22 protein-coding genes and 1 pseudogene are annotated in these 24110 nt (G+C 58.8%); 12 read left to right on the top strand and 11 right to left on the bottom strand.

Going from position 1 to position 24110, the window contains the following annotated elements; translation table 11 throughout:
- Nucleotides 1-66: 66 nt before the first annotated feature.
- The 4 genes and pseudogenes from WBR57_RS04865 to WBR57_RS04850 form a co-directional block, all read right to left on the bottom strand.
- Nucleotides 67-1306: pseudogene (locus WBR57_RS04865) on the bottom strand (OprD family porin).
- 177 nt (nt 1307-1483) lie between these two features.
- Nucleotides 1484-2251, bottom strand: a complete 768-nt coding sequence (locus WBR57_RS04860) for an SDR family NAD(P)-dependent oxidoreductase (protein ID WP_106803943.1) — start codon at nt 2249-2251, stop codon at nt 1484-1486.
- An 18-nt stretch (nt 2252-2269) separates the two neighbouring features.
- On the bottom strand, nt 2270-3106 hold the full coding sequence (locus tag WBR57_RS04855; protein WP_424082642.1) for an enoyl-CoA hydratase/isomerase family protein: 837 nt from the start codon (nt 3104-3106) through the stop codon (nt 2270-2272).
- Nucleotides 3103-3819 carry an NAD(P)H-dependent oxidoreductase gene (locus WBR57_RS04850; RefSeq protein WP_106803944.1) on the bottom strand — a complete coding sequence of 239 codons (717 nt, stop codon included), beginning with the start codon at nt 3817-3819 and terminating at the stop codon, nt 3103-3105. The genes WBR57_RS04855 and WBR57_RS04850 overlap by 4 nt, the downstream gene beginning before the upstream one ends.
- 96 nt (nt 3820-3915) lie before the next feature.
- On the opposite strand from WBR57_RS04850, the gene WBR57_RS04845 reads away from it, so the two are divergent.
- On the top strand, nt 3916-4941 hold the full coding sequence (locus tag WBR57_RS04845) for a GlxA family transcriptional regulator (protein ID WP_424082639.1): 1026 nt from the start codon (nt 3916-3918) through the stop codon (nt 4939-4941).
- A gap of 75 nt (nt 4942-5016) precedes the next feature.
- Nucleotides 5017-5835, top strand: coding sequence for an AraC family transcriptional regulator (locus WBR57_RS04840; protein ID WP_424082637.1), 819 nt, complete (start codon nt 5017-5019; stop codon nt 5833-5835).
- Here WBR57_RS04840 and WBR57_RS04835 read toward each other — a convergent pair.
- From WBR57_RS04835 to WBR57_RS04820, 4 genes are all read right to left on the bottom strand, one after another.
- Nucleotides 5753-6982 carry a pyridoxal phosphate-dependent aminotransferase gene (locus WBR57_RS04835; protein WP_424082635.1) on the bottom strand — a complete coding sequence of 410 codons (1230 nt, stop codon included), beginning with the start codon at nt 6980-6982 and terminating at the stop codon, nt 5753-5755. The two genes, WBR57_RS04840 and WBR57_RS04835, sit on opposite strands and share 83 nt — an antisense overlap.
- A gap of 40 nt (nt 6983-7022) precedes the next feature.
- Nucleotides 7023-10505, bottom strand: a complete 3483-nt coding sequence (locus WBR57_RS04830) for an indolepyruvate ferredoxin oxidoreductase family protein (RefSeq protein WP_424082634.1) — start codon at nt 10503-10505, stop codon at nt 7023-7025.
- Between the two features lie 133 nt (nt 10506-10638).
- Entirely contained in the window at nt 10639-10830 is a 192-nt protein-coding gene (locus WBR57_RS04825) for a hypothetical protein (protein ID WP_424082632.1), read from the bottom strand.
- 37 nt (nt 10831-10867) lie between these two features.
- Nucleotides 10868-11938, bottom strand: coding sequence for an AraC family transcriptional regulator (locus tag WBR57_RS04820; protein ID WP_424082630.1), 1071 nt, complete (start codon nt 11936-11938; stop codon nt 10868-10870).
- A 193-nt stretch (nt 11939-12131) separates the two neighbouring features.
- On the opposite strand from WBR57_RS04820, the gene WBR57_RS04815 reads away from it, so the two are divergent.
- The 9 genes from WBR57_RS04815 (at nt 12132) to WBR57_RS04775 (ending at nt 20939) form a co-directional block, all read left to right on the top strand.
- Nucleotides 12132-12905 carry an enoyl-CoA hydratase gene (locus WBR57_RS04815; protein WP_424082629.1) on the top strand — a complete coding sequence of 258 codons (774 nt, stop codon included), beginning with the start codon at nt 12132-12134 and terminating at the stop codon, nt 12903-12905.
- A 68-nt stretch (nt 12906-12973) separates the two neighbouring features.
- Nucleotides 12974-14158 (top strand): acetyl-CoA C-acyltransferase family protein, encoded by a 1185-nt coding sequence (locus tag WBR57_RS04810; protein ID WP_424082627.1) that lies wholly within the window; start codon nt 12974-12976, stop codon nt 14156-14158.
- Between the two features lie 126 nt (nt 14159-14284).
- A complete protein-coding gene (locus WBR57_RS04805) occupies nt 14285-15094 on the top strand; it encodes an AraC family transcriptional regulator (protein WP_424082625.1) in 810 nt (269 codons plus the stop codon).
- Between the two features lie 263 nt (nt 15095-15357).
- Nucleotides 15358-15669 carry a DUF485 domain-containing protein gene (locus WBR57_RS04800; RefSeq protein WP_424082623.1) on the top strand — a complete coding sequence of 104 codons (312 nt, stop codon included), beginning with the start codon at nt 15358-15360 and terminating at the stop codon, nt 15667-15669.
- On the top strand, nt 15666-17330 hold the full coding sequence (gene actP / locus WBR57_RS04795) for a cation/acetate symporter ActP (RefSeq protein ID WP_424082621.1): 1665 nt from the start codon (nt 15666-15668) through the stop codon (nt 17328-17330). Before WBR57_RS04800 ends, actP begins: the two co-directional genes overlap by 4 nt.
- 69 nt (nt 17331-17399) lie before the next feature.
- Entirely contained in the window at nt 17400-18008 is a 609-nt protein-coding gene (locus WBR57_RS04790) for a TetR/AcrR family transcriptional regulator (RefSeq protein WP_424082619.1), read from the top strand.
- A gap of 151 nt (nt 18009-18159) precedes the next feature.
- Entirely contained in the window at nt 18160-18984 is an 825-nt protein-coding gene (locus WBR57_RS04785; protein ID WP_424082617.1) for an SGNH/GDSL hydrolase family protein, read from the top strand.
- Nucleotides 18985-19053: 69 nt separating this feature from the next.
- Entirely contained in the window at nt 19054-19998 is a 945-nt protein-coding gene (locus tag WBR57_RS04780) for an autotransporter outer membrane beta-barrel domain-containing protein (RefSeq protein WP_424082615.1), read from the top strand.
- A 260-nt stretch (nt 19999-20258) separates the two neighbouring features.
- Nucleotides 20259-20939 (top strand): SOS response-associated peptidase family protein, encoded by a 681-nt coding sequence (locus tag WBR57_RS04775; protein ID WP_424082613.1) that lies wholly within the window; start codon nt 20259-20261, stop codon nt 20937-20939.
- A gap of 297 nt (nt 20940-21236) precedes the next feature.
- Here WBR57_RS04775 and WBR57_RS04770 read toward each other — a convergent pair whose 3' ends face one another.
- A complete protein-coding gene (locus tag WBR57_RS04770; protein ID WP_424082611.1) occupies nt 21237-21485 on the bottom strand; it encodes a hypothetical protein in 249 nt (82 codons plus the stop codon).
- Nucleotides 21486-21718: 233 nt separating this feature from the next.
- Here WBR57_RS04770 and WBR57_RS04765 point away from each other — a divergent pair, with 233 nt between their 5' ends.
- Nucleotides 21719-22393: an HAD family hydrolase gene (locus WBR57_RS04765; RefSeq protein WP_424082609.1), complete on the top strand. Its 675-nt coding sequence runs from the start codon at nt 21719-21721 to the stop codon at nt 22391-22393.
- Nucleotides 22394-22470: 77 nt separating this feature from the next.
- On the opposite strand, the gene glyA is transcribed toward WBR57_RS04765, so the two are convergent.
- Both glyA and WBR57_RS04755 read right to left on the bottom strand, forming a co-directional pair.
- Entirely contained in the window at nt 22471-23736 is a 1266-nt protein-coding gene (gene glyA, locus WBR57_RS04760; RefSeq protein WP_424082607.1) for a serine hydroxymethyltransferase, read from the bottom strand.
- Between the two features lie 24 nt (nt 23737-23760).
- Nucleotides 23761-24110: aminotransferase class III-fold pyridoxal phosphate-dependent enzyme (locus WBR57_RS04755; RefSeq protein WP_424082605.1), on the bottom strand; the 350-nt coding region annotated here is incomplete at its 5' end.

Here is a 24110-nt window from a genome sequence, read left to right as displayed (position 1 = left end):
TTTATGCCAATCTTGCCAAGCCAGTAATTCCCTGCGGGTGTGCGCCAGGCTGCGACTATTTCGGGCCTACCAGAGTGGCAAGCTGTAGCTGACGATCAGGCGGTTCTCATCCAGATCACTCAGGAAGTTGCTGCGGGTGGTGGCGTTACGCAGCTTCAACGCCAGGTTTTTCAGTGGTCCGCTCTGAATGACATACCCCAGATCCGTGTTGCGCTCCCAGGTTCTGCCTTCGCTCAGCCCCGCCCCGCGGTCCACGTTGTCACCCGAGAGATAGCGGGTCATCAGGGTCAACCCGGGAATGCCCAACGCGGCTAAGTCATAGTCGTAGCGCACCTGCCATGAATGCTCATCGCGGTTGCCAAAGTCGTTGATCTGTACCTGGTTGAGCAAAGCATCGTCCGCGCATTGACGTAGGCGAAACCGGTGCGACCGCTGAGGTGCTGGTAGCCGGCGCTGAAGCTGTGGCCAAGCATTTTGTAGGTAAACAAGGCGCCCAGAGCATCGTTGTCCACGTTACTTCCGCCATCGGCACCCGAGTGTGCAAATCGGATATCGGACTTAAGGCTTTGCCCACCCCCCAACGGCAATTGGTGCACCAGATTGATCAAGTGTTGTTTGTAGATGCCATCAAGACCACCGTAGTAATAACTGGTGAACAGTGTCGGGTCCATTGATAACGACCTCCGCCAAACAGAAATTCATCACTGGTTTTGGCACTTCCCAGCACTATATTGCGCTTGCCGCCATTGAAGACCGTCATCACTTCATTGTCCGAAGAGTCGCGCTGATTGACCCGATCAAGACGGCCCAGGTCAAGGTTTAAACCCTCGATCTCGTTACTGGCCAACCAGGCCCCGCGAAAGGTCTGCGGCATAAGGCGTGAGTCATTGCGCATCAGAGGCGGCAACACCGGCTGGACTGTGCCGAGCTTCAAGGTGCTCTTGGAGATACGTACCTTGGCAGTAAAGCCAGACTCGCCATATTCATCCTTGGCACGCTTTGGCCCGACCGCATTGGTCTTGAGCAGGCCAGTGCCAACCCGATCAGGGCTGGAGTCCAGTTTCAGCCCCAGCATCCCGATGGCATCAATACCGAAACCTACCGGGCCCTCGCTGTAGCCGGACTCTAAGCGCAACATAAATCCTTGCGCCCATTCCTCTGCTTTATTTTGCGCCGAGCCGCCCTGTCGGAAGTCGCGATTCATATAGAAGTTACGCAGTTCCAAAGTGGATTTACTGTCCCCCAGAAAGTCTGCGTGAGCCGATCCGACAATACCCAGGGCCGCGACTGCGCAGAGTACGGGCATAACTGTACCGAAGTTGAAATGCATGGTTAGTCTACCTTTCGCTATTTTTATTGTTATTGCTGTTTTTTATTGTTTTCGACTGTGACGCACACTTTAGTGCCGCTGGAATGACTCCCAACGTCACCAAACTTATTCAAACTTCCTGTTCACATTTTAAGCTGTAACTTGCGTTACTCCTTATTGGGCGGCCATGCGCAGTGCACCATCGAGGCGAATCACCTCGCCGTTGAGCATGGGGTTCTGCACGATCGACGCTACCAGTTGCGCGTACTCGCTACCGCGTCCAAGACGTGACGGGAACGGCACCGTTTTGCCTAGGGACTCCTGTACTGCTGGCGGTAGACCCAGCAGCATCGGCGTCTCAAAGATGCCGGGGGCGATGGTCACGACTCGAATGCCGACACGTGCCAGCTCGCGGGCAATCGGCAGTGTCATGCCAACCACGCCAGCCTTGGATGCCGCATAGGCCGCCTGACCGATTTGCCCATCAAAGGCGGCCACGGAAGCGGTCGTGATGATCACCCCGCGCTCGCCATCGCCATTGGGCACATTGTTGCTCATGGCGGCGACGGTCAATCGGATGGCGTTAAACGTACCCACCAGATTGATCGTGATTGCCCGTGCAAAGGTCTCCAAGTCATGCGGCCCCACTTTACTCTGCACCTTCTGCCCAGGCGCAACGCCGGCGCAGCAGATCAGCCCATCCACCCGACCGAAGCGGCTCAACGATTTATCAATAGCGACCTGCATGGAGTGTTCGTCGACCGTATCCGCATGCACAAACAACGCGGCCGTTCCGAGTTCATTCGCCAGCGCTTCACCTGCCGCTGTATTGAGATCAGCCAACACTACCTGGGCACCGGCCTCGACCAACCATTTGGCTGTGGCAGCGCCTAACCCTGAAGCACCACCCGTGATGAAAAAAACCGAACCTTCGATGTTCATGAAAGACCTCTTGGAGAATTAACGAGAAGCACCAAATTGAGTTTTGCGTCGCTGGCAGAACGCGGCGACGCCCTCTGCAAAGTCAGCGCTGGCGGAAACCGTCACGAACGTGGCTTTTTCGGCTGCCAAGGCCGTTTCCAGGGTTGCGTCCAGGCCGCTACGCAGCAAGCGTTTGATCCCCGCATGCGCCGCCGCGGGGCCGTCGGCCAAACGCTGGGCGATGGCCAGGCCAGCGGTGTGTAGTTCATCGCGAGGCACCACTTCAGTCACCAGGCCCGCGGCCTTCGCGTCCGCGGCGCTCAGTTTCGGGTTCAACAACGCGATGGCCATGGCCCGATGCAACCCAACCTGCCGTGGCAGATGCCAGGTAGCACCGCCGTCTGGCGTTGCGCCAATTGCGCTGTACGCCATCAGGAAGCTTGCATCGTCGGCCGCGACCAGAATGTCGCATGCCAAGGCCAGCGACAGGCCAAAGCCAGCGGCCGCGCCGTTGATCAAAGCCAGCACCGGACAGGGCAATTGCGTCAGCCCGGTTACCGCTTCGTTGACGGCACTGATCAGGGTTTCCAATTCATCGGCGCACGCCGCGTTGGAGACATTCAACAAAGCCTCGAAGCGGCGCACATCGCCCCCCACCATGAAGTGCGCGCCACTGCTGCGCAGCACCACAACGCTTGGCGGGTTCACCACCAACGAGCGCACCGCATCTCTCAGCGCCAGCCCCATGCCCAGATCCACACTGTTGCCCGTCTCAGGACGATTCAACGTGATGAAACCAATGAGCCCTTGGCGTTCGACTTGAACGCCTGCATCTGTGTTTAAAGCAGCTGTCATATCGACCTCGCAGACCTTCACGCGTGAGCCGTCGAAGGTTTTGGGCGCAGGATTTCGTCGTAGTCGTCAAGCGACGGAAACTCGAGCGCGGCACGCTGATCCAGGGTCAACAGATGCTCGCGGTACTTCGCCAGGTAGTCCTCACGCGCCGCCTGGCTGATATAGGGCACATGGAAGGCCACAAATGGCGGCAGCACCGTAAGACCGACATAGCCCAGCACACCGCGCTGGATGGGCTGCAACAGGATTTCCAGCTCACCGTGCACAGCGCCCGGACCAAACATATGGTCCTGCCCGCCCAGGGAGAACGCGAGCATGGCTTTTTTATCCTTCAAGCCGCCGCGGTCATAAATGCGTGCACCGCCATAGCAGTACCCCGAGATGAACACGCGGTCGAACCAGCCCTTCATGATCGCCGGCATGCTGAACCAGTAGATCGGGAAGTTGAAGATGATCAGGTCGGCGCGCTTGATCTTCTCCAGTTCAGCGAGGATGTCCGGCGCGAGGGTGCCAGTGGTGTAACCGTTGCGCTGCTCCAGGGCGTAGACCAGGTGCTCGCTGTTGGCGCGCTGGCCAAAGTCGCTGGCGCTGGCGACAGGGTTGAAGTTCATCGCGTATAAATCAGACACGTCCACCTCATGCCCCTGCCCGCTCAACACCTCCACAGCGAGGTTGAACATGGCCGTGTTGAATGACTGCGGTTCGTTGTGCGCGTGGACAATCAGTACGTTCATGAAAGCTCCGGTCAATGGCTGATGAGCTCACTGTACGGAAGCGGATCGCGGTGCTAAATTGGCATTAATGACTATTTTTATGCGTAATTTGCCATTATGAAAATCACCCCGGTACGCGTCGCCATTCTTGCTCTCGATGGCTGTTATGCCTCCAGCCTCGCCGGCATCGCCGACGTGTTCCATGTCACCAATGCGCACCTCAGTCGCCAGCAACATAAGACCGGTAAAGCCATTGCCCGGCCCTTTTCCTGGCAGTTCGTGTCGAACAAGGGTAAGCCCGTCACGGCATGCAATGGCTTGGCGTTGAATATTGCCACCCCACTGCCGCAAGAGAAGGTCGATATGATCTTTATTCCGGGGCTGTACTACGCCGGGCATGACGCTTTCGAACAGATGCTCGAATCCGCCGCTCCGCAGTTAGAGTGGCTCAAGGCGCAATGGCGCGAGGGCGCGGTGCTGGCCGCTAATTGCACGGGTACCTTCCTGCTTGCCGAAACAGGCTTATTGCAGGGCCGCCAGGCCACTACCACCTGGTGGCTGGAGCGGCTGTTTCGCGAGCGCCACCCCACGGTGAACCTGCAATTGCGCTCGATGGTGACTGAGGAAGACCGCCTGTGGTGTGCCGGCGCCAATGCCTCGTATCTGCTGCAAGGGGTCAGGATGGTTGAGCATTTCTGTGGCGCGAATACCGCGACCCTGACCGCCAAAACGATGCTTATCGACACCAGCCAGACCACTCAACTGCCTTATCTGCCCCTGCAGATGGAAACCGTGCACAGCGACACCATGGTCGCCAAGGCACAGCACTGGCTGCTCAAGCACTTTGCCGAGGACATAAGCCTGCCTGAGCTTGCTTCTGCGCTGTCAGTCAGCGTGCGTACGCTGATCCGCCACTTCAACAGCGTGCTGGGGACAACGCCCCTCGCCTACCTGCAAAATCTGCGTATTGAGATCTCCATGACCCTGCTCGAGAGCGGCGATCTGAGCATCGAGGAGATTGCCAATCAAGTCGGTTATCAGAACGCCAGTTCCTTTACGCGATTATTTCGCCAGCAAGTGGGATCGACGCCAGCCGCTTATCGCAGTCGGTTTGCGACAACGGGCGGCAATCGACAACGATAGTCCAACCACAAACGTGCAAGCCACGGCCCCCAGTGCAGACGTACTCTGCGGGAAATCACTGAGTAGCCGCTCCCGATGCAGACAAAAGACTGGGTCAGACACACGCCGCAGACCTCCCCCATAGAGAGACTCGAAGCGTTTTTTGGCACCCATGCGTTCAACACGCACCAGCACGATACCTACGCGATCGGCATCACGCTGCACGGCGCGCACCGCTTCAATTACCGAGGTGAGGCCAAAGTTTGCGCCCCTGGTGAAGTGATGGTAGTGCACCCCGACGAACAACATGATGGCCGCGCCGGTACCGACGCAGGCTTTCGCTATCAGGGCCTGTACTTGCCGCCCGCGCTGGTACAACAAATCCTCCAGGGCAAACCGTTGCCGTTCCTGAAAACCGCGGTATCCCAGGACCCACGTCTGACGACGACGGTATTCGAACTCTTGCACGCGCAAGACCTCGATCCCATGTCTGAAGAAGATGCACTGCTATCCTTCGTGACCATCCTCGCGGCCGTTACCGGCCAACCCCGCACACGCACGGCCCATCATTTCGAGGCCGCACGCAGGGCGCGGGACTATATTCATGACAACCTGGACCGCCCAATCACCCTTGACGAGCTCGCAGAGTGCGCAGGGCGCGACCGCTGGAGCCTGTCAAAGGATTTTCGGGTGTTCTACGGTACCAGCCCCCATCGCTACATCACCGCACGCCGGCTAAGCCGCGTAAAACTATTAGTACAAGCCGGGCAGACCTTGTCCAAAGCCGCGGTCGATGCGGGCTTCTTCGACCAGAGCCATATGTCCCGGCACTTCACGCGCAGTTTTGGGATTGCCCCTTCCCGTTGGCTTTTCCCAGAGCATGGCGCACCTGCAGAAACTGCTCCATACGACTAACCGCTTCTTTGAGCCTTTCAATACTGGTCGTGTAGGAGAAGCGGATATAGCGCTCCGGCTGATTGGTCCCAAAATCCAGACCCGGCCCCGTTGCCACCCCAGCCTCTTCCAGCAGCGTCATGGCGAATGCAAAGCTGTCGGTGGTGAATGCTGAACAGTCGGCATAGATGTAAAACGCGCCTTCCGGCTTGGCCACCACACGAAAGCCCAACCTTGCCAACTCGGCAGAAAGGAAGTCGCGACGGCGCTGGAACTCCATGCGACGCGTCTCCAGCAAGTCGAGGGTTTCGGGTTTAAAGGCTGCCAGCGCCGCGTACTGGGCCGGTGCCGATGGCGATAGGAAGAGGTTTTGCGCGAGCTTTTCGATGTGCCGTGTATAGCCTTCGGGTACCACCAGCCAGCCCAGGCGCCAGCCGGTCATCTGGAAGTATTTGGAGAAACTTTGCACGATCCAGACGCCCTCGCAGCACTGCAGTGCGGTGGTGGACTCCTGGTCGTAGGTGAGGCCCTGGTAGATCTCATCGAGAATAAAATGTCCGCCCTTGGCGCGGATAAACTCTGCGAACGTACGGACCTGTTCGAGGCTGAGCATGGTGCCCGTAGGGTTGGCCGGTGAGGCAAACAGCGCGCCGGCGGTCGAATCATTCCAATGGGCTTCAAGGTCAGCCAGGGTGGGCTGGAAGTTATGCGCTTCGCCCACCGGAATCGAGGTAGGCACGCCCTCAAAGATGCGCACAAAATTGCGGTTGCACGGGTATCCAGGATCGGTCAGCAACCATTCCTTGCCCGGTTCGGCCAGGCAGGCCAGTGCGAGTAACAGCCCACCCGAAGCGCCCGCCGTCACCACGATGCGTGCCGCCGGCACCGTGACGCCATAGCGCCGCAAGTAGTAATCGGCGATCGCCTGCCGCAGCTCGGGAATCCCCAGCGCTGGGGTGTAGGTGGTCTTGCCGTTGGCCAGGGCCGCTTGGCCGGCAGCAATGATGGCGGGTGGGGTCGGGAAGTCGGGCTCGCCGACCTCCATGTGCACAATGTCGCGCCCTTCCGCCTCCAGCCGCTTGGCGCGGGTCAGGATATCAATCACATGAAACGGCGCGACATCGTCCATACGGGTGGCGATAACGGGCGGTTTGATCAGTGAGTTCATGGTTTTATCCTCCATTGATAATCGGTGCGACCTGGGTGACTCAAGCCACTTTTTTCAGCGCGATCACACGACCGCGCAACACATCCAGCAAAACGCTTTCGCGCTGCCTGGCCAACGCCATGGCTTTGGCGCGAACGTGCCCATAACCGCGGATCTGCTCGGGTAGCGAAACCAGCTCCAGCAGCGTGTCGTAATGCGCGCCACCGTCCTCCAGCAGCGGCAATACCTCAGCAATCACCGCCTCGTAGCGTTGGATCAGTGCGCGCTCCTGACGGCGCTCGACGGAGTAGCCGAACACATCCAGCGCAGTCCCCCGTAGCCCACGCAGCTTGGCGAGCAGGCGGAACACCGGCACGATCCAGGGGCCAAATTCGCTTTTCTTCGGCAGTCCGGTATCAGGCGCGCGTTTGGCAAACAGCGGTGGGGCCAGGTTGAACACCAGTTTGTAGTCGCCTTCAAACTGCTGGGAGATGCGGTCAAGGAAACCGCTTTCTACATGCAGGCGTGCGACTTCGTACTCATCCTTGATCGCCAGCAATTTGAAGTAGTACTTGGCAACGGCCTGGGTCAGTTCGCTACGTCCAGTGCCGAGCCGTTGTTCTGCGTTACGTACCTGTTCGACCAAGGCGCTGTAGCGTTGGGCGTAGGCACTGTTCTGATACTCGGTAAGGAACTGCTGACGGACAGCGATCACCTCATCCAGTGTCTTGACGGGCTCCGGTGAAATACGCACACCCTGGCGGGCAGCCTTGGACTCCAGCAATTGCTCGACGGCTTGTGGGTTGACCGCTGCCTGGCGCCCCCAACGGAAGGCTTCTGTGTTCATCTTTTTGGCCGCGCCATTGAGTTCGATGGCCGATTCGATTGAAGTCGCAGAGATAGGAATCAGCCCGCGCTGGTAAGCAAACCCGAGCATGAACATGTTGGCGGCGATGCTATCGCCCAACAGCGCTGTGGCGATGCGACCGCAATCTACGAACTCGGCATGATCCTGGCCCACTGCCTCGACGATATTGCGCCGCAGCGCTTGGGTGGGGTATTGCATATCGGCATTGCGAGTAAAGGCACCCGGCATGGTTTCCTGGGTGTTGGCCAAGACGTAGGTGCTGCCATGGCGCGTTGCCGCGAGGGTCTTGGTGTTGCCCGCCACAATCAGGTCGCAGCCCAGCACCAGGTCGGCGCCACCGGCGGCGATACGGATGGTCTTGATTGACTGCGGGTCGGGGCCGAAGCGCAGATGGCTCCACACCGATCCCCCCTTCTGGGCCAGGCCCGCCATATCGAGCAAGCCACAGCCGCGCCCTTCAAGGTGCGCAGCCATGCCCAAAATGGCGCCAATGGTGACGACCCCAGTGCCGCCCATGCCCGCGACTAAAATGCTGTAGACCCGATCATCGATACTCGGCCGCATCGGTTCCGGCAGCAACGGTACCGCCTGCCCCTGCACGGCCGCCTCCGGCTTGCTCAGGCTGCCGCCAACAACGGTGACAAAGCTTGGGCAGAAGCCGTTGACGCAGGAATAGTCTTTATTGCAGGAAGACTGATCAATCGCACGCTTGCGACCAAACTCGGTTTCCACCGGCTGCACTGACACGCAGTTGGACTTCACGCCACAGTCACCACAGCCTTCACACACCAGGTCGTTGATCACGATGCGTTTGGCCGGGTCGGGGAAAGTACCGCGCTTGCGGCGCCGACGCTTTTCCGCTGCGCAGGTCTGGTCGTAGATCAGCACCGACGTGCCTCGCACCTCGCGGATCTCGCGCTGGACGTTGTCGAGTTCGTCACGGTGATGGAAGGTCACGCCGGCGGGCCAGGCGGTCTCCAGCGGGTATTTGTGGGGCTCATCGCTGACCACCACGATGCGCTTGACCCCTTCGGCACTGACTTGATGAGCGATGGCCGGCACGGTCAATGCGCCATCGTGTTTCTGCCCGCCGGTCATGGCCACGGCGTCGTTGAACAGAATCTTGAAGGTGATGTTGGTGCCGGCGGAAACGGCGGCGCGTATGCCCAGATACCCGGAGTGGAAATAGGTGCCATCGCCGATGTTCTGGAACATGTGCTTGCGCTTGGAAAACGGCGCCTCGCCGACCCACACCATGCCTTCGCCGCCCATGTGGGTGTAGCCCAGGGTGGAGCGGTCCATGGACTGCGCCATCCAGTGGCAGCCAATACCGGCGTAGCCTTTGCTGCCTTCCGGCAGCACCGTGGACGAGCTGTGCGGGCAGCCGCTGCAGAAGTAATAACTGCGTGCCAGCAACTCGGTGTCGCCCTTGACCACTTGGTAGGCACGCAGCTCTTCAATGCGCAGACGCAGGCTGGAGTTGCTACCCAGTTCGAGCAGGCGTTCGCCCAGGGCGATAGCGATCTGGTTGGAGTCAAGGGCCATTTCCGACTGGAACAGCGTCTGGCCCGCCTCATCCAGTTTGCCGACAATGACCGGGGCGCCGGCGCGGCCGTAGAACTGCTCCTTGAGCTGGAATTCGAGCAGGCTGCGCTTCTCCTCCACCACCAGGATTTTGTTCAGGCCCTCGGCAAAACGTAGCGCGCCTTTGGGTTCCAGAGGCCAGACCATCCCGACCTTGTAAATGCGCAAGCCCATGACAGCGGCGGCCTGTTCGCTCAGGTTCAGGTCGTCAAGTGCTTGCAGTACATCCAGGTAGCTCTTGCCGTGGGTGATCACGCCAAGCGTAGCGCCAGGGGCATCAATGACTACGCGGTCCAGCGCGTTGTCACGGGCAAAGGCGCGCACCGCATTCAGCTTGTAGCGGTGCAGCCGCGCTTCCTGTGCGTGTGGGGTATCGGGCTGGCGGATATTGAGGCCGTCGGGCGGCAGGGCAAAATCCTGGGGGATTTGGATTTTCACGCGGTTGATGTCGACGTCAATGGTCGCCGTGGCCTCCACGGTGTCCTTGACGCATTTGATGCCGACCCAGCAGCCGCTATAGCGAGACAACGCCCAACCGATCAGGCCGAAGTCGAGGATTTCCTGGACGCCGGACGGGCTGAGTACCGGAATTATGGCGTCGACCATGGCAAATTCGCTCTGGTGACAGGTACTGGACGATTCGCAGGTATGGTCATCGCCCATCAGCACCAGCACCCCGCCCAACTGCGCGGTGCCCGCGAGGTTCGCATGCCGGAACGCATCACCGGTGCGGTCAACGCCGGGCCCCTTGCCGTACCACATGCCGAACACACCGTCATACTTGCCCTCACCGCTCAGCTGCGCCTGCTGCGCCCCCCAGATGGTGGTGGCCGCCAGATCTTCGTTGATGCCTGGGACAAACAAGGTGTGGTGCTGCTCAAGGTGTTTTTTCGCCTTGCCCAACTGATCATCCAGGCCGCCCAGGGGCGAGCCCCGATAGCCGGAGATGTAGCCAGCCGTGTGATGGCCCGCTTGCTGGTCACGTTGACGCTGGGTCATGGACAATCGAACCAGGGCCTGGGTGCCGGTGATGAAAATACGCCCTTGGGTAAGCGTGTATTTATCGTCGAGCTGGACGGTCTTCAGGGTCATCATTCAACTCCACCCCTTGGTTGGGGTATTTATTGTTTTTAGTGACGAGCAGGCGCGACTTGCCCTCACGCGGCTGCATGGAGACGACCGCGCGTATTACGTCTGTCTTGGGGCTAAGCGGTATGAGGGCTGGCTAGTCCGGCGAGCGCCACATCGTGTAGAGCACCAGCGTGGAGAACACCCCAATCGCCAGCCCTGCCGCGAGTGAAATCTTGAGCCCCATGACGCCGCCAAAGAAGCCTCCCGTCAGGAGCGCCAGCAGCAGGTAAACACCGTCGCTGCGCTTGCGATGAGGGCGAATGATCAAACTCAGAAAAGGGGTCATAACCTTGCTCCGTCGCGATGACGGCCTGGGTCAGCCGTCATGTGGAGCTGACTTTATCGGCTGGCGCCGGAATTGGATTGTACGTTTGTAGGTCTGCGCCTGGACGCCGATATGCACCGGGTGTGCTACCGGTCCAACCACGAAAGGCACGGTGAAACACCGCCGTGGAATCAAAGCCCAAGCCCAAGGCAATCTGCATGATGGAGAGGTCGGTATGAATCAGTTGTTGTACGGCGATGTCCCGGCGCAACGCATCCTTGACCATCTGGTAACTGGTTCCTTCCTCCTTGAGCCGACGCGTCAGCGTGCGGGTCGACAGCAACAGCGCCGAGGCCGCGCCCTGGATGGTGTCAGCCTGTTTGAGATGGGCCAACAGGTATTGCCGCACCTGTTGTGCCACCAGGCGCTCCTTCAACGTGGTGAACAGCCAGTAGCGCGGCGCTTCGCGCAGGAACGGCAGTAACTCGGCCTTGCTGCGGCGAAACTGCATTGCGCCCCACGCGGCATCGAACGACAACGCCGTGCACGGCTGCTCGAAACGGACAGGGCCAGGAAACATATGCATGTATTCCGATGCATACACCGGCGTAGCGAAGGAGAACGCCACGCTGTGCAGCGGAATTTCCTGGCCGACCAACCAGGAGGCCACGCCGTGCACCAGTTTCATCATCAGTTCGTGCCCCCAGCGCTGGGCGTTGGCGGCGGGATCACGGGCCTCCAGCGAGATCACCATCTGGCCGTCGTGCTCGTCGTAGCCAAAACAATAGTCGTCCAGCAATAAATTCCAGAATCGCGTAAAGCGGTACATCGCATTACTCAGTGAACGAGCATCCAGCAGGCTCGCACACAAGTACTTGAGCGTGCCGCTGCGCATGCGCCTGGAAAACTGCCCCATCACTTCATCATCGGTACCCAGCGCGACCTGCTGATACAAACGCACAAACTGGTCGTAAGTCACCCGCGCACCCGGTGCCTCAAGCAAATGTCCGGCAATGCCCGCAGCACCGACGAATCCACGGATATCTGCCTCGCTGCAGATGTTCAACGCCCCTTGCAGCAAGCCTTGAACGAAGGTCATGGGCAAGGTGTTATCCACGGGATGGTCCACCTGCTGCGCTCCTATGCTGACGGCTGATATGGCGTGATATGCAAACTATTCGGCGGATCGGGTTATTTCAAGGGCCCAGGCGCACTGGCTAAGCTAGGCCAAAGCCCATACCCAACGCAACCTTGCTCGAATGGCCGCTTGAAAAATGCAGCCATCGCCTGGCCGTTAATGCAAACCTTTCGGAGTCTGAGCCATGCCGTTTGAAACCCTGCTGCTGGAAGTCCATGAGCGCGTCGGTCTGATCACGTTGAACCGCCCCCAATCACTCAATGCCATTAACACCCAGGTGATCACCGAGCTTAACCTGGCCCTGGATCAACTGGAGAACGACCCGGCGGTCGGCTGTATGGTCATCACAGGCTCCATCAAGGCCTTTGCCGCCGGTGCCGATATCAAGGAAATGGCCGAGTTCACCTACCCTCAGGTGTTTCTCGATGATTTCTTCTCGGCCGCCGACCGCATCGCCAGCCGCCGCAAGCCGCTGATCGCTGCCGTGGCCGGCTATGCCCTGGGCGGCGGCTGCGAGCTTGCCGTGATGTGCGATTTCATCTATGCGGCCGACAATGCGCGCTTCGGGTTACCGGAAATAACCTTGGGTGTGTTGCCGGGTATTGGCGGTACACAGCGTCTGACCCGCGCCATCGGCAAAGCCAAGGCAATGGAAATGTGCCTGTCCGGACGCCACATGGGCGCCGAAGAGGCCGAGCGGGCAGGCTTGGTGGCGCGCGTTTTCCCAGTCGACAAGCTGTTGGAGGAAACACTCAGGGCCGCTAGCGCCATCGCCGAAAAATCCCTGCCGGCGGCCATGCTGGTCAAGGAAAGTGTCAACCGTGCTTTCGAGTCGAGCCTCAGTGAGGGCGTGCGCTTCGAGCGCCGCGTGTTCCATTCGATCTTTGCCACCGCCGACCAGAAGGAAGGCATGGCCGCCTTCGTCGAAAAACGTGCGCCCGTGTTCAAACACAGATGACCTGGCCACCGCGGCCCTAGCTGCGACGAACCTCCTTCAACTTTTACCTCTCAAAACGGGAGCCTTCCATGGCCCACAAAGATGTGTTTTTCGTTGGCACCGCGCGCACCGCCATCGGCAGTTTTGGCGGCAGCCTGAAAGATGTGCCCCTGGTTGACCTGGCTACCGTCGCCGTCAAAGGCGCCTTGGCCCATGCCGGGATCGATGGCGAGCCTATCGGCCATGTTGTCATGGGCAATGTAGTGCCCACCGAGTCACGTGATGCCTATCTCTCCAGAGTCGCGGCCATCGGTGCCGGGATGCCCCATGAAACCCCGGCCTTCAACGTCAACCGCCTATGTGGTTCCGGGCTACAAGCGATAGTGAGTGCCGCACAAGGTATTTTACTGGGGGATTTTGCCCTGGCCGTTGCCGGTGGCGCGGAGTCCATGAGCCGTGGACCGTACCTGCTGCCCAACCTCCGCTGGGGCAGCCGTCTGGGTGATAGCCAGGCCGTGGACTACATGAATGGCATCCTGCATGACCCGTGGAAGCGAACTCACATGGGCGTGACCGCCGAAAATATCGCCAAGCGCTACGGCATCACCCGCGACATGCAGGACCGCCTGGCCCTGCAAAGCCAGGAGCGCGCTGCTCGCGCCATCAGCGAAGGCCGCTTCGAGGCGCAGATCGTTCCGGTCGACGTGCAAATTAAGCGCCAGACGACGCTCTTCGACACAGATGAAAACGTGCGCGTCAACATCGACCTCGAACAGCTGTGTCGGATGCAACCAGTCTTTCAGAAAGGCGGAACGGTCACCGCCGGCAACGCGTCAAGCCTCAACGATGGCGCAGCCGCGGTGGTGCTGGCAGACGCCGGCGCGATCCAGCAACACAACCTGCCGCCTCTCGCACGCCTGGTCGCGTATGCCCATGCCGGCGTTGACCCGGATTACATGGGCCTCGGCCCGGTACCGGCGACCCGCCTGGCCCTGAAGCGCGCCGGCTTGAACATCCAGGACATTGATGTAATCGAGTCGAATGAAGCCTTTGCCGCACAGGCCTGTGCCGTGGCGCAGCAACTGGAGTTTGACCCGGACAAGGTCAATATCAATGGTTCGGGCATCTCCCTCGGGCACCCGGTGGGCGCGACCGGCGCAGTGATTGCGATCAAGGCGATCCACGAGTTGCAACGCAGTGGCGGACGCTATGCCCTGGTCACCATGTGCATCGGCGGTGGGCAAGGGATTGCCGCCATTCTTGAGCGGGTATAACCCACCAGTCTGCTTTTGCCCCGCAAAAACCGCCGGCCAGGTTAAACCCACAAACGTCCAAGCCAAACGGCGATGCCTCTGCTTATGCTCTGCCAGACAACAGCGGTATCGCCTCGGTGCGCCAACATGCAGAACGAACAACCGAAACAAGACTGGGTCAAACACGCAACGCCAACCTCAAAAGTGGAGCGTTTTGAAGCCTACTTCGGTTCGCACGCGTTTGATCCGCACCGACACGATACCTATGCCATCGGGCGCACCCTGTCGGGCGTACACCGCTTTCACTATCGGGGTGAATGCAAACTGTGCCTGCCCGGCGAAACCATGATCATCCATCCGGATGAATCCCATGATGGTTGCGCCGGCTCCGACGCCGGCTTCCACTATCGTGGCGTGTATGTGCCGCCGTCTCTGGTTCAAGACATCATCAAGGGCAGCGCCCTGCCCTTTTTCGGCGCCTGTATCACGCAGGATCAGCAACTGGCGATGGCCGCCGACGCACTGCTCAATACACTGGATGCCGACCTGGACTCCATGGCCGAGGATGACGCGCTTTACACGTTCGTTATCACCCTCGCCAGCGTCGCCAACAGCGGCGTTGTCAGCGCGTCCCATCACTTTGCGGCTGCCGCCATCGCACGCGAATACATAGACGACAACCTCGACCAGGCGATTACCCTCGACGACCTCGCCCACTGCGCCGGGCGCGACCGCTGGAGCCTATCGAGTGACTTCCGGGAGTTTTTCGGCACCAGCCCCCATCGCTACCTGACGCTACGGCGCCTCGACCGGGTCAAGGCGCTGGTCCAGGCCGGGCAAGGATTGTCGGATGCGTCGGTCGAAGCTGGTTTCTTCGACCAGAGCCATATGACCCGACACTTCAAGAAGGCCTTCGGTCTCTCCCCCACGCGCTGGTGCAGCCCGCGAAAAACCTGAGGTACAGGCGCCGCGCAGGACTGGCGGGTTATGCAAGTTAATCGGCGGATCGGGTTATTTAATCGCCAGTGGAGCACTGGATAAGCTAGCGCCACCTACACCGGACATGACGTCCACGTTGCCCCTGCAAGGCAGATTCACCACGCACTTCGCGCGGGGTGAAAACGCTGCGGACCGTAATGCAGCACCCGCTGTGCGCAAGCATGGCAACCCCATAACAAAAAACTCCAGCCAATAACAATCAAGGTATCAAGGAGCTCAACATGTCATTGCACCCTGCCTACCAGGCGTTGCGCAGCAGCCCGCGTTATCGCGAACTGGTCCGGCGCCGCGCTCGCCTGACCTTCACCCTCAGCGCCATTGTGTTAGGGCTCTATTCGCTGTTTGTCGCAGCGGTGTCCTGGTTCCCCCACGTCCTGCTACATGTGCCTGTGGGCGGTGGCATCACGCTGGGGATCTGGTCGGCACTCATCCTGATTGTCGGCTCCTGGCTATTGACCGGGCTGTACGTATTTCGCGCCAACCACGTATTCGACAAGCTGAACCAGGCGCTGCTGTTGGAGGTGCAACCATGAGGGCTCCTCGCCTATTGTTGGGCACTGGGGTGCTATGCCTGATCAGCTTTGCGACCCTGGCACAAGCCAGCCAAGCTGTGGCGCGCCAACCCAATATGACCGCCATTGCGATTTTCCTGGCCTTCGTTGTCACCACCGTCGGCATCACCTACTGGGCGGCTGGCCGCACGCGCTCAGCAGCGGACTTCTATACGGCCGGAGGCGGCATCAGTGGTGTGCAAAATGGCTTTGCGATTGCCGGGGACTACATGTCCGCCGCCGTGTTGCTGGGCGTATCGAGCATGGTGTTTTCAACCGGGTTCGACGGCATGATCTACTCGGTCAGTGCGATTCTTGGCTGGCCCTTGATCATGTTCCTGATGGCCGAGCGTCTACGCAACCTGGGGCGCTACACCCTGGCCGACATCATCGCCTACCGCCTCGACCCGGTGACCACTCGCTTGTTTTCGGCGTTCAGTTCGTTCGTCATCGTGTGTTTCTACTTGATTGTGCAGATGGTCGGCGCCGGACAATTGATCAACTTGCTGTTCGGCCTTGACTACGAAGTCGCGGTGGTCTGCGTCGGTGTGCTGATGGTGGTGTACGTCACGTTCGGCGGCATGGTGGCGACCACCTGGGTGCAGATCATCAAGGCCGTGCTGCTGCTCAGTGGCGGCATCCTGCTGACAGGGCTGGCCTTCCAGCACTTTGGTTTCAGCATGGAGCGCATGATTGACAGCGCCGTCGCGACCCACCAGAGCGGCCAGCTGATTCTCGGACCATTGAAGATCGCCACGGACCCGGTGTCGATGATTTCCCTGTCCTTGGGGCTGGTGTTCGGCATCGCCGGTTTGCCGCATATCATGATGCGCTTTTTCACCGTGCCGGATGCAAAGGCGGCGCGCAAATCGGTGCTGGTGGCCTATGGTTTGATCGGTCTGTTTTTTATCCTGGTGTGCATCCTCGGCACCGCCGCCATCAGCATCGTCGGTACCGATCCCAGCTACTTCGACCAAGGCGTGATTGGCGGCCCCCTGCTGGGTGGTGTGAACATGGCAATCATGCACCTGGCACAAGCCTTGGGCGGTGAGCTGATGTTCGGCTTCCTCGCCGCCGTTGCCTTCGCGACGATCCTGGCCGTGGTGTCGGGCCTGGCGCTTGCCGGCGCGTCCGCGATATCCCATGACCTCTACGCCAACGTGTTGTGCAAGGGCAAAGCCGACAGTGGCAAGGAAATGCGCGTCAGCCGTTGGGCCACCGTGATCCTGGGTGTGCTGGCAGTTGCGCTGGGGATTCTATTCAAGGGTCAGAACGTGGCGTTCCTGGTGGCGCTGGCATTTGGTATTGCGGCCTCGTCGAATTTTCCCATTCTGCTGCTGGCTATGTACTGGAAAGGCCTCACCAGCCGCGGCGCTCTATGGGGCGGGCTGAGCGGTTTGGTCAGCTCACTGGCGCTGGTGCTGCTGTCGCCGGGGGTATGGGTCAAAGTACTGCATCACCCCGAGGCCTTGTTCCCGTACGACTACCCCGCCCTGTTCTCGATGCCGTTGGCCTTCGCCGTCGCGTGGAGCGTTTCCTGCCTGGATCGCAGCCCGAGCACTACGAGCGAACGTGATGCATACGAGCAGCAAAGCGTACGCGCCGAAACCGGCTGGGGAGCTGAGAAAGCCGCACAGCACTGAAAACTTCTAACGGGAGCGTGGCGCAATCGCGTCACGCTCCCTTTTTTTGAGCTATCGAGAGGCCCGACGATGCCTGTTTCTGAACGACGGTCGCATTTCGGCCAGTACCGGCCCCAGGTGCTGGAACTGCTGGCCAGCAAAGGCTTCAGTCAGGTTGGCATGCGTGAACTTGCCTCCTCCCTGGGCCTGTCACCCGGCGCGCTTTACCACCATTACCCCAGTAAGCAGGACTTGTTGTTCGACCTGATTGAAGAGTTATATGAGGAGTTGCTTGCCGCCGTCGCCAGCGTCAGGCGCTTAGCGGTGAAAAAGCCGGAAAAACTCAACCTGTTAATTCAGGTACACCTTCGCCTGCATGCAGAGATGCCCTGGCACTTCCGCCTGGCGGAACGGGACATTGGGTGCTTGACCGAAGAGCAACAGCAGCGTTTGCAAACCCTGCGTGAAGACTACAAAGGCGATCTTTATAGGACCTTGGGCACACCTGCTCAAATATTTGATCCTGAAGCCGAACTCATCGCCAGGCTTATCGCGAACCTACTGCAATTTGCCCCGACCTGGCTGGCAGGCTCAGCGATAGATCAACGCCAGCAACATAAATTTCTGCAGGACTTCCTGATAACGGCCATAAACAAGTTGCAAATACACAAACGTACAACTATCCGTAGATTAGTTTAGAAAATACACAAGTGATTTTTTAAATTCTGGCATTTGTACCTCACCCTACCCTGCGCATAATCCTCTCGATCCAGAACGTATGGCTACATCACCAATACACTTTTCCGTATTTACGGAATCGCTGCCAAAACAATAAAAACAGGAAGAGACAGTGAATATCACAGACACGCGAGTCCGCAGTATCCTGATCGCTGGCGCCTTGTCGCTATCGTCTTACTCCGCCCAGGCCAATTCTTTCTACTCCTTTGGCGACAGCCTCACCGACAATGGTATTTCAGTGCGTGAATTTGGCGCAGCCATCGGTAACGCCCCGGGTCGCTACCCGGGCGCAGATGGGAAATTCACCAATGGCAGCACATGGGCCGAAGTATTACCCGGTCTGTCCGGACTTTCATTCAGCGACACCAATGGCTATGCAATCGGCGGCGCAAAAAGTGGATATAGCGGTTTTGATGACGCCTTGGTGGGAGCACCGACCGGTTTTCTAACCCAAATTGAAAAGTTCCGCAGTGACGTGGTCAGTGGAAAAAAATTCCTCGGCGAAAATGACCTGGTTGGTATCTGGATTGGCACCAACGACATTTTCGATGACGCATCCCTCGCGGCACTGGATACCTACGTCAACAATATAGAAACAGGCATCCGCACACTTCAGGCACTGGGCGCACATAACGTTGTGCTGATTGGTTCTGATGACGTCTCGTTATTGGCAGGCCCTTCGTCCGCGGTAGATCCGGGCCTTGAAGCGCTTTCAAATGCTGGCAAAAACTTCAACCAGAAACTGCTGGCGCTTAATATTTCCAACGTGAACATCTACTATTTCGATGTACTGACCTTATTGAGAAATACGGTCAGCGATCCCGTGAAATATGGTTTCACTCATGTCACCAGCCTGGATAACTGCGAGGCAAACCAATGCGACACGTTGACACTTGCACAACAAAACACTTACTTAATGAAGGACAGCATTCATTAGACCGACCGCTTTGAAAGACTTATTGCGAGTTATATCGCCAATATCATCAATGCTCGAAACACGCTCAGCGTGCAATCGACCATGGTCGGTTCAGCAGGCGCCAATTTTCTTCAGCCGCTGATCAGTCGATATGACCTGCGGGGTATCGATCTTCAGGAGCGCGATCAAGCTTCGTCATGGACGGTGTTTATCAACGGTGGCACAGCCCATGGGGCCGATCATTCGCAGATACCGGGGCCTGGGCTCGATCGCGGAAAAAACACCTTGAAGAGCGACACCATCAGTATCGGAGTCGACTACCGACTCTCAAGTGAATGGACGCTCGGAGCAGCTCTTAACTACTCAGATATCGAATCGAGACAAGCAACCAGAGGTGGCAGCAACACCGCATTGCAAATGGGCCAGGCCGCGGTCCTCGCGAGCTTTGCCGCACGAGGAACATTTATCAATATGGGGGTGGCCTATGGCGCAGGCCAGTTCGATATCTCACGGGCCGGCGTTTTCGACAGCCTGTCTGCCTCACCCAATGCCAATGTCTTGAGTGCCGCAGTACGTGCAGGCCGGTGGTTTCACTTTGAATCGGTTGAGTTGGCCCCGGTGATCGGCCTGGATTACTGGCGTAGCAGAATCAGTGGCTACTCCGAGCAAGGCGATTCATTACTGCAAATGGGTGTGCGCGGCCAGCAATACGAACAACTGAATGCCAGCCTGGGTGGGCAGATAGGAAAGCGCATCAATAGCCACGGGGCATCCGTAGAGTCACTGCTGCGCCTGACCGCAGAGCAAGTCGTGACCGACAGCGATCGAACGCTTGAAAGCTTTCAACGCAACGCGCCCAATTTCAACATCAAAACCCCCGTCAACGGGACGGACGAAAGACCATTCGGGCGCCTGAGCGCGCAAGTCGACATCCATCTTCCTTCAGGATGGGGCATGAACTTGAATGCGATGAGTACCTTTGGCAACCGGCAGGATGATCGCTCGATAATGGCTAGCTTTAGCTACGATCTCTAACGCAGGTCTGGGGCCGTCACCGCCCCAGAAGCCTTCACTCCTAATAGGATATTTTTAGGGATAAAACTTTCACGAACCAAGAAAATACTTGAATACTTTCAATATGTTATACAGTCATTCGATTCCGGGTTCGGCACCAAAGATATCAAGGGCTTGCCAGGGAAACCTGAGCAGGCCCTTTTGTTTTGCGCTCCTCAATTGTCATCTTCGGTTAGAAGCTGCCTTCGTCTAAGCTCAGGTTTCAGAGTGAGGGCCTGGCCATGTGCGGAAGACTGACGCAATACCGAGGAATCCACGACTTCGTTGCAGCGCTGAGCATGCCCAATGCCCTCGCAAACTCCGTGGGCGACGAGCCGATTGAGCGATACAACGTGGCACCTTCCACTCAGGTAGCCCTTCTCCACAGGCAGGGTGACCTGCTGCATGCCGACTGGGTACGTTGGGGATGGAAGCCGCACTGGGCCAGGGACCGCATGGCGCCGATCAATGCTCGCGTCGAAAAGGTAGCGCACAGCCCGTTCTTCCGGGCCATATGGCCACACCGGGCGATCACGCCGATAGACAACTGGTTTGAATGGGTGGATGAAGGCAGCCCGAAAAAGCAGCCCTACCTGATCCGCCGGCGGGACGGTGCGGCGGTGCTCTGCGCAGCGATTGGTCAACTGCCCGCCAGCAATGGAGGCCCCGGCGAGCACGACGGCTTCGTGATCATCACCGCCGACAGCGCTGGCGGCATGGTGGACATTCACGACCGCCGGCCTGTGGTGCTGGCACCGGAGCTGGCCCGGGAATGGCTTGATCCGGCCACGCCCAAGGAGCGCGCTGAGCAGATGGTACTGAACCAAGGCGAGCCGGCGCAGGCCTTCGAGTGGTTCAAAGTCGATACGGCCGTCGGCAATGTCAGAAACAAGGGGCGGGCGTTGATAGAGCCGATGGGCTAGTTTTCGTAGAAGTACCACATCACAAACGCCACGGCGACTACCCAGCCGAGGGTCAGCAGAAACGAAAGGCCTGCAAGCCGCTTATCCATGGTGCCCTGTCCACAACCCGATGATCGCAATACAAACGTGCACGCAGAGCATAGTTCACTGGGCTCAGCGCACAACCCGGCAACGTACGCCTGGTGCGCCCGCAGCGCGATCACGGCATTGTCAGCAGCGGCGCTGAGTGCTATCGATCCAGCTTTCACAGACGACAGTGCCGCTTGAAAAAGCTAGGGCATCAAGCCCTAGCAGATCTCACTTTTTCTTTTTTGCAGGTTTCTCTGCCTTCTCTGATTTCTTGGCTTTTTCCGGCTTGCTATCCGCTTTTTTTACAGATTTTTTTGGCTCGGATTCTTTTTTCTTGTCTTTCTTTTCAGAAGATTTTGAAAGCGCCGATGCGGCGGCGGATTTTTTTGCGGGTGAGGACTTCTTGTCTTTCAATTCCTTACTGGCCTTCGAAGCGTCACCTTTGCTTTTCTTCTCGTCTTTAGCCATGTCGCTCACCTCTTGGAGTATGCCGTTATTGGCAATGGCCTGTGCAATTCTTCACAAGCTAATCGTTAGGGGAGCGCATTCACTGGCGGTTCAAATTTTAATGCGGCGAAAATTGGCCGGGCGATTTGGGTTTGGCTTTTTCTGATTACGAGGAACAGCGCATCGCCTGGAAAAAATGAACGCGTGGCGGTCTCGAGTCTCAGATCTGTAAGCGCGAGACTGTCATTTATCGGAGAATTTCCATGCGACCCCAAACATCGTTCATATTCGACCTTGATGGCACGCTGACCGACAGCGTGTACCAAAACGTAGCGGCATGGAAACAGGCACTCGATTCCGAGAACATCCCACTGGCCATGTGGCGTATTCACCGAAAGATCGGTATGAGCGGAGGTCTGATGTTGAAAACCTTGTCACGTGAAACCGGTGTTGAAATTACTGAAGAGCAAGGCAAGACGCTCAGTAAAAAACATGCTGCTGCCTATGAGGCGCTCAAAAGCCAAATCACCGCGCTGCCAGGTTCAGTCGAGCTATTAAAGACGCTCACCCGCGAAAAAATACAGTGGTGTATCGCCACCAGCGGTGGTCTTTCTACAGCCAAAATCAACTTGGAAGCGCTTGGCCTGGACATTGACGACATCAATATAATCACCCGCGACGATGTCAAATATGGCAAACCCGATCCAGATCTTTTCCTGGCCGCAGCGCAAAAGCTCAAGGCACCGATTGAAGACTGTGTGGTGGTTGGCGATGCCATTTGGGACATGCTTGCCGCGAGGCGTTGCAAGGCGACAGGCGTCGGCTTGCTTTCAGGCGGCTACGACATCAGCGAGCTTGAAAGGGCCGGAGCCCTGAGGGTGTACGAGGACCCTCAAGACCTTTTACACCATCTGGAGGAAATCGCCGCCAGGCCCTGATTTGCGGCAACGCTTTCAGGACCTTGGATCTGAAAGGGACGCGGCCACCACCCGATCAGGCGGTGGCCAGCCCACACTCAGCGATAGACCGGAAAACGCCGGCACAGCGCGACAACCTGTTCGCGCACGTGGTGTCCGACCTTGTCGCTGTCGCCGTTTTCCAGGGCGTCCAGTACGTCGCACAACCAGCCGGCCACTTGCTTGCAGCTCTCCACGCCAAACCCACGGGTGGTCACCGCCGGGGTGCCGATACGCAGGCCGGAGGTCACAAACGGTGAGCGCGGGTCGTTCGGCACCGAGTTTTTGTTGGCGGTGATATAGGCACTGCTCAGGGCCGCGTCGGCTTCCTTGCCGGTGTAGGGTTTGTCGGACAGGTCGATCAGCATCATGTGGTTGTCGGTGCCGCCCGAGACGATCTTGTAGCCGCGCTCTTGTAAGACCCCGGCCATGGCGCGGGCGTTGATGACCACCTGGGTCTGGTAGACGCTGAACTCCGGCGTGAGCGCTTCCTTGAAGGCCACGGCCTTGGCCGCGATCTGGTGCATCAACGGGCCGCCCTGCACGCCGGGAAACACCGCGGAATCGAGCTTTTTGTAGAAGGCGTCATCCTGTCCCTTGGACAAAATCAGACCACCGCGCGGCCCGCGCAGGGTTTTGTGCGTGGTGCTGGTGACCACATGCGCATGGGGCAGCGGGTCCGGGTATTCGCCCGCGGCGACCAGGCCGGCGACGTGGGCCATATCGACCCAGAAGATAGCCCCGACCTTGTCGGCGATGCTGCGCATGCGGGCCCAGTCCTTGTACCGCGAATACGCGGAAAAACCGCCGATCAGCATTTTGGGGCGCGTCTGCAGGGCGATGCGCTCCATCTCGTCATAATCGAGAAAGCCGGTTTTCGGGTCCAGCCCGTAAGGCACGATACGGTAGTGGCGCCCGGAGAAATTGGCCGGGTTGCCGTGGGTCAGGTGACCGCCCTGGGCCAGGTTCATGCCCATTACCGTATCACCGGGGTTGATCAGGGCCAGGAACACCGCCGCGTTGGCCTGGGCGCCCGCATGCGGCTGCACGTTGGCGTAGTCGCAGTCGAACAGGGCCTTAGCCCGCTTGATGGCCAAACGCTCGGCCACATCGACGTACTCGCAGCCGCTGTAATAGCGCTTGCCGGGGTAGCCTTCGGCGTACTTGTTGGTGAGCACCGTGCTCTGGGTTTTCATCACCAGCGGGCTGGCATAGTTTTCCGAGGCGATCAGCTCGATATGGTCTTCCTGGCGATGCTCTTCGTTGTGTATCGATTCATACAGCTCAGGGTCGAAGGCATTGAGGGTCAGTGTCGAGTCGTACATGGCAAAGTGTCCTTGGTCGAGAATTCAAACTCCGGGTGACAACAGGCGCGTGATGCGTGCGGCGATGTCGTCGATCTGTGCGTCAGTGCAGATCAACGGCGGCAACAGGCGCACGGTGGTGCCCCGCGTGACGGTGATCAGCAGGCGTTGTTCTTCGCGGGCACGGCCGACCAGCTCGGCGCACGGGCGGTTGAGTTCAATCCCGATCATCAAACCGATACCGCGAACGGACACCACCTCAGGATGGCTGCCCAGCGCCAGTTTCAACGCCGCCAGCAAGCGTCGGCCCGAGGCGGCAGCGCGTTGCGGGATGTGATCGCGCTGCATGATGTCGAGCACGCTGCAGCCCACGCGGCAGGCCAGCGGGTTGCCGC

The sequence above is a fragment of the Pseudomonas sp. genome, assembly GCF_049590575.1.
In the GTDB taxonomy this organism is placed as follows: domain Bacteria; phylum Pseudomonadota; class Gammaproteobacteria; order Pseudomonadales; family Pseudomonadaceae; genus Aquipseudomonas.
This window is presented reverse-complemented; position numbering and strand designations above follow the sequence as displayed.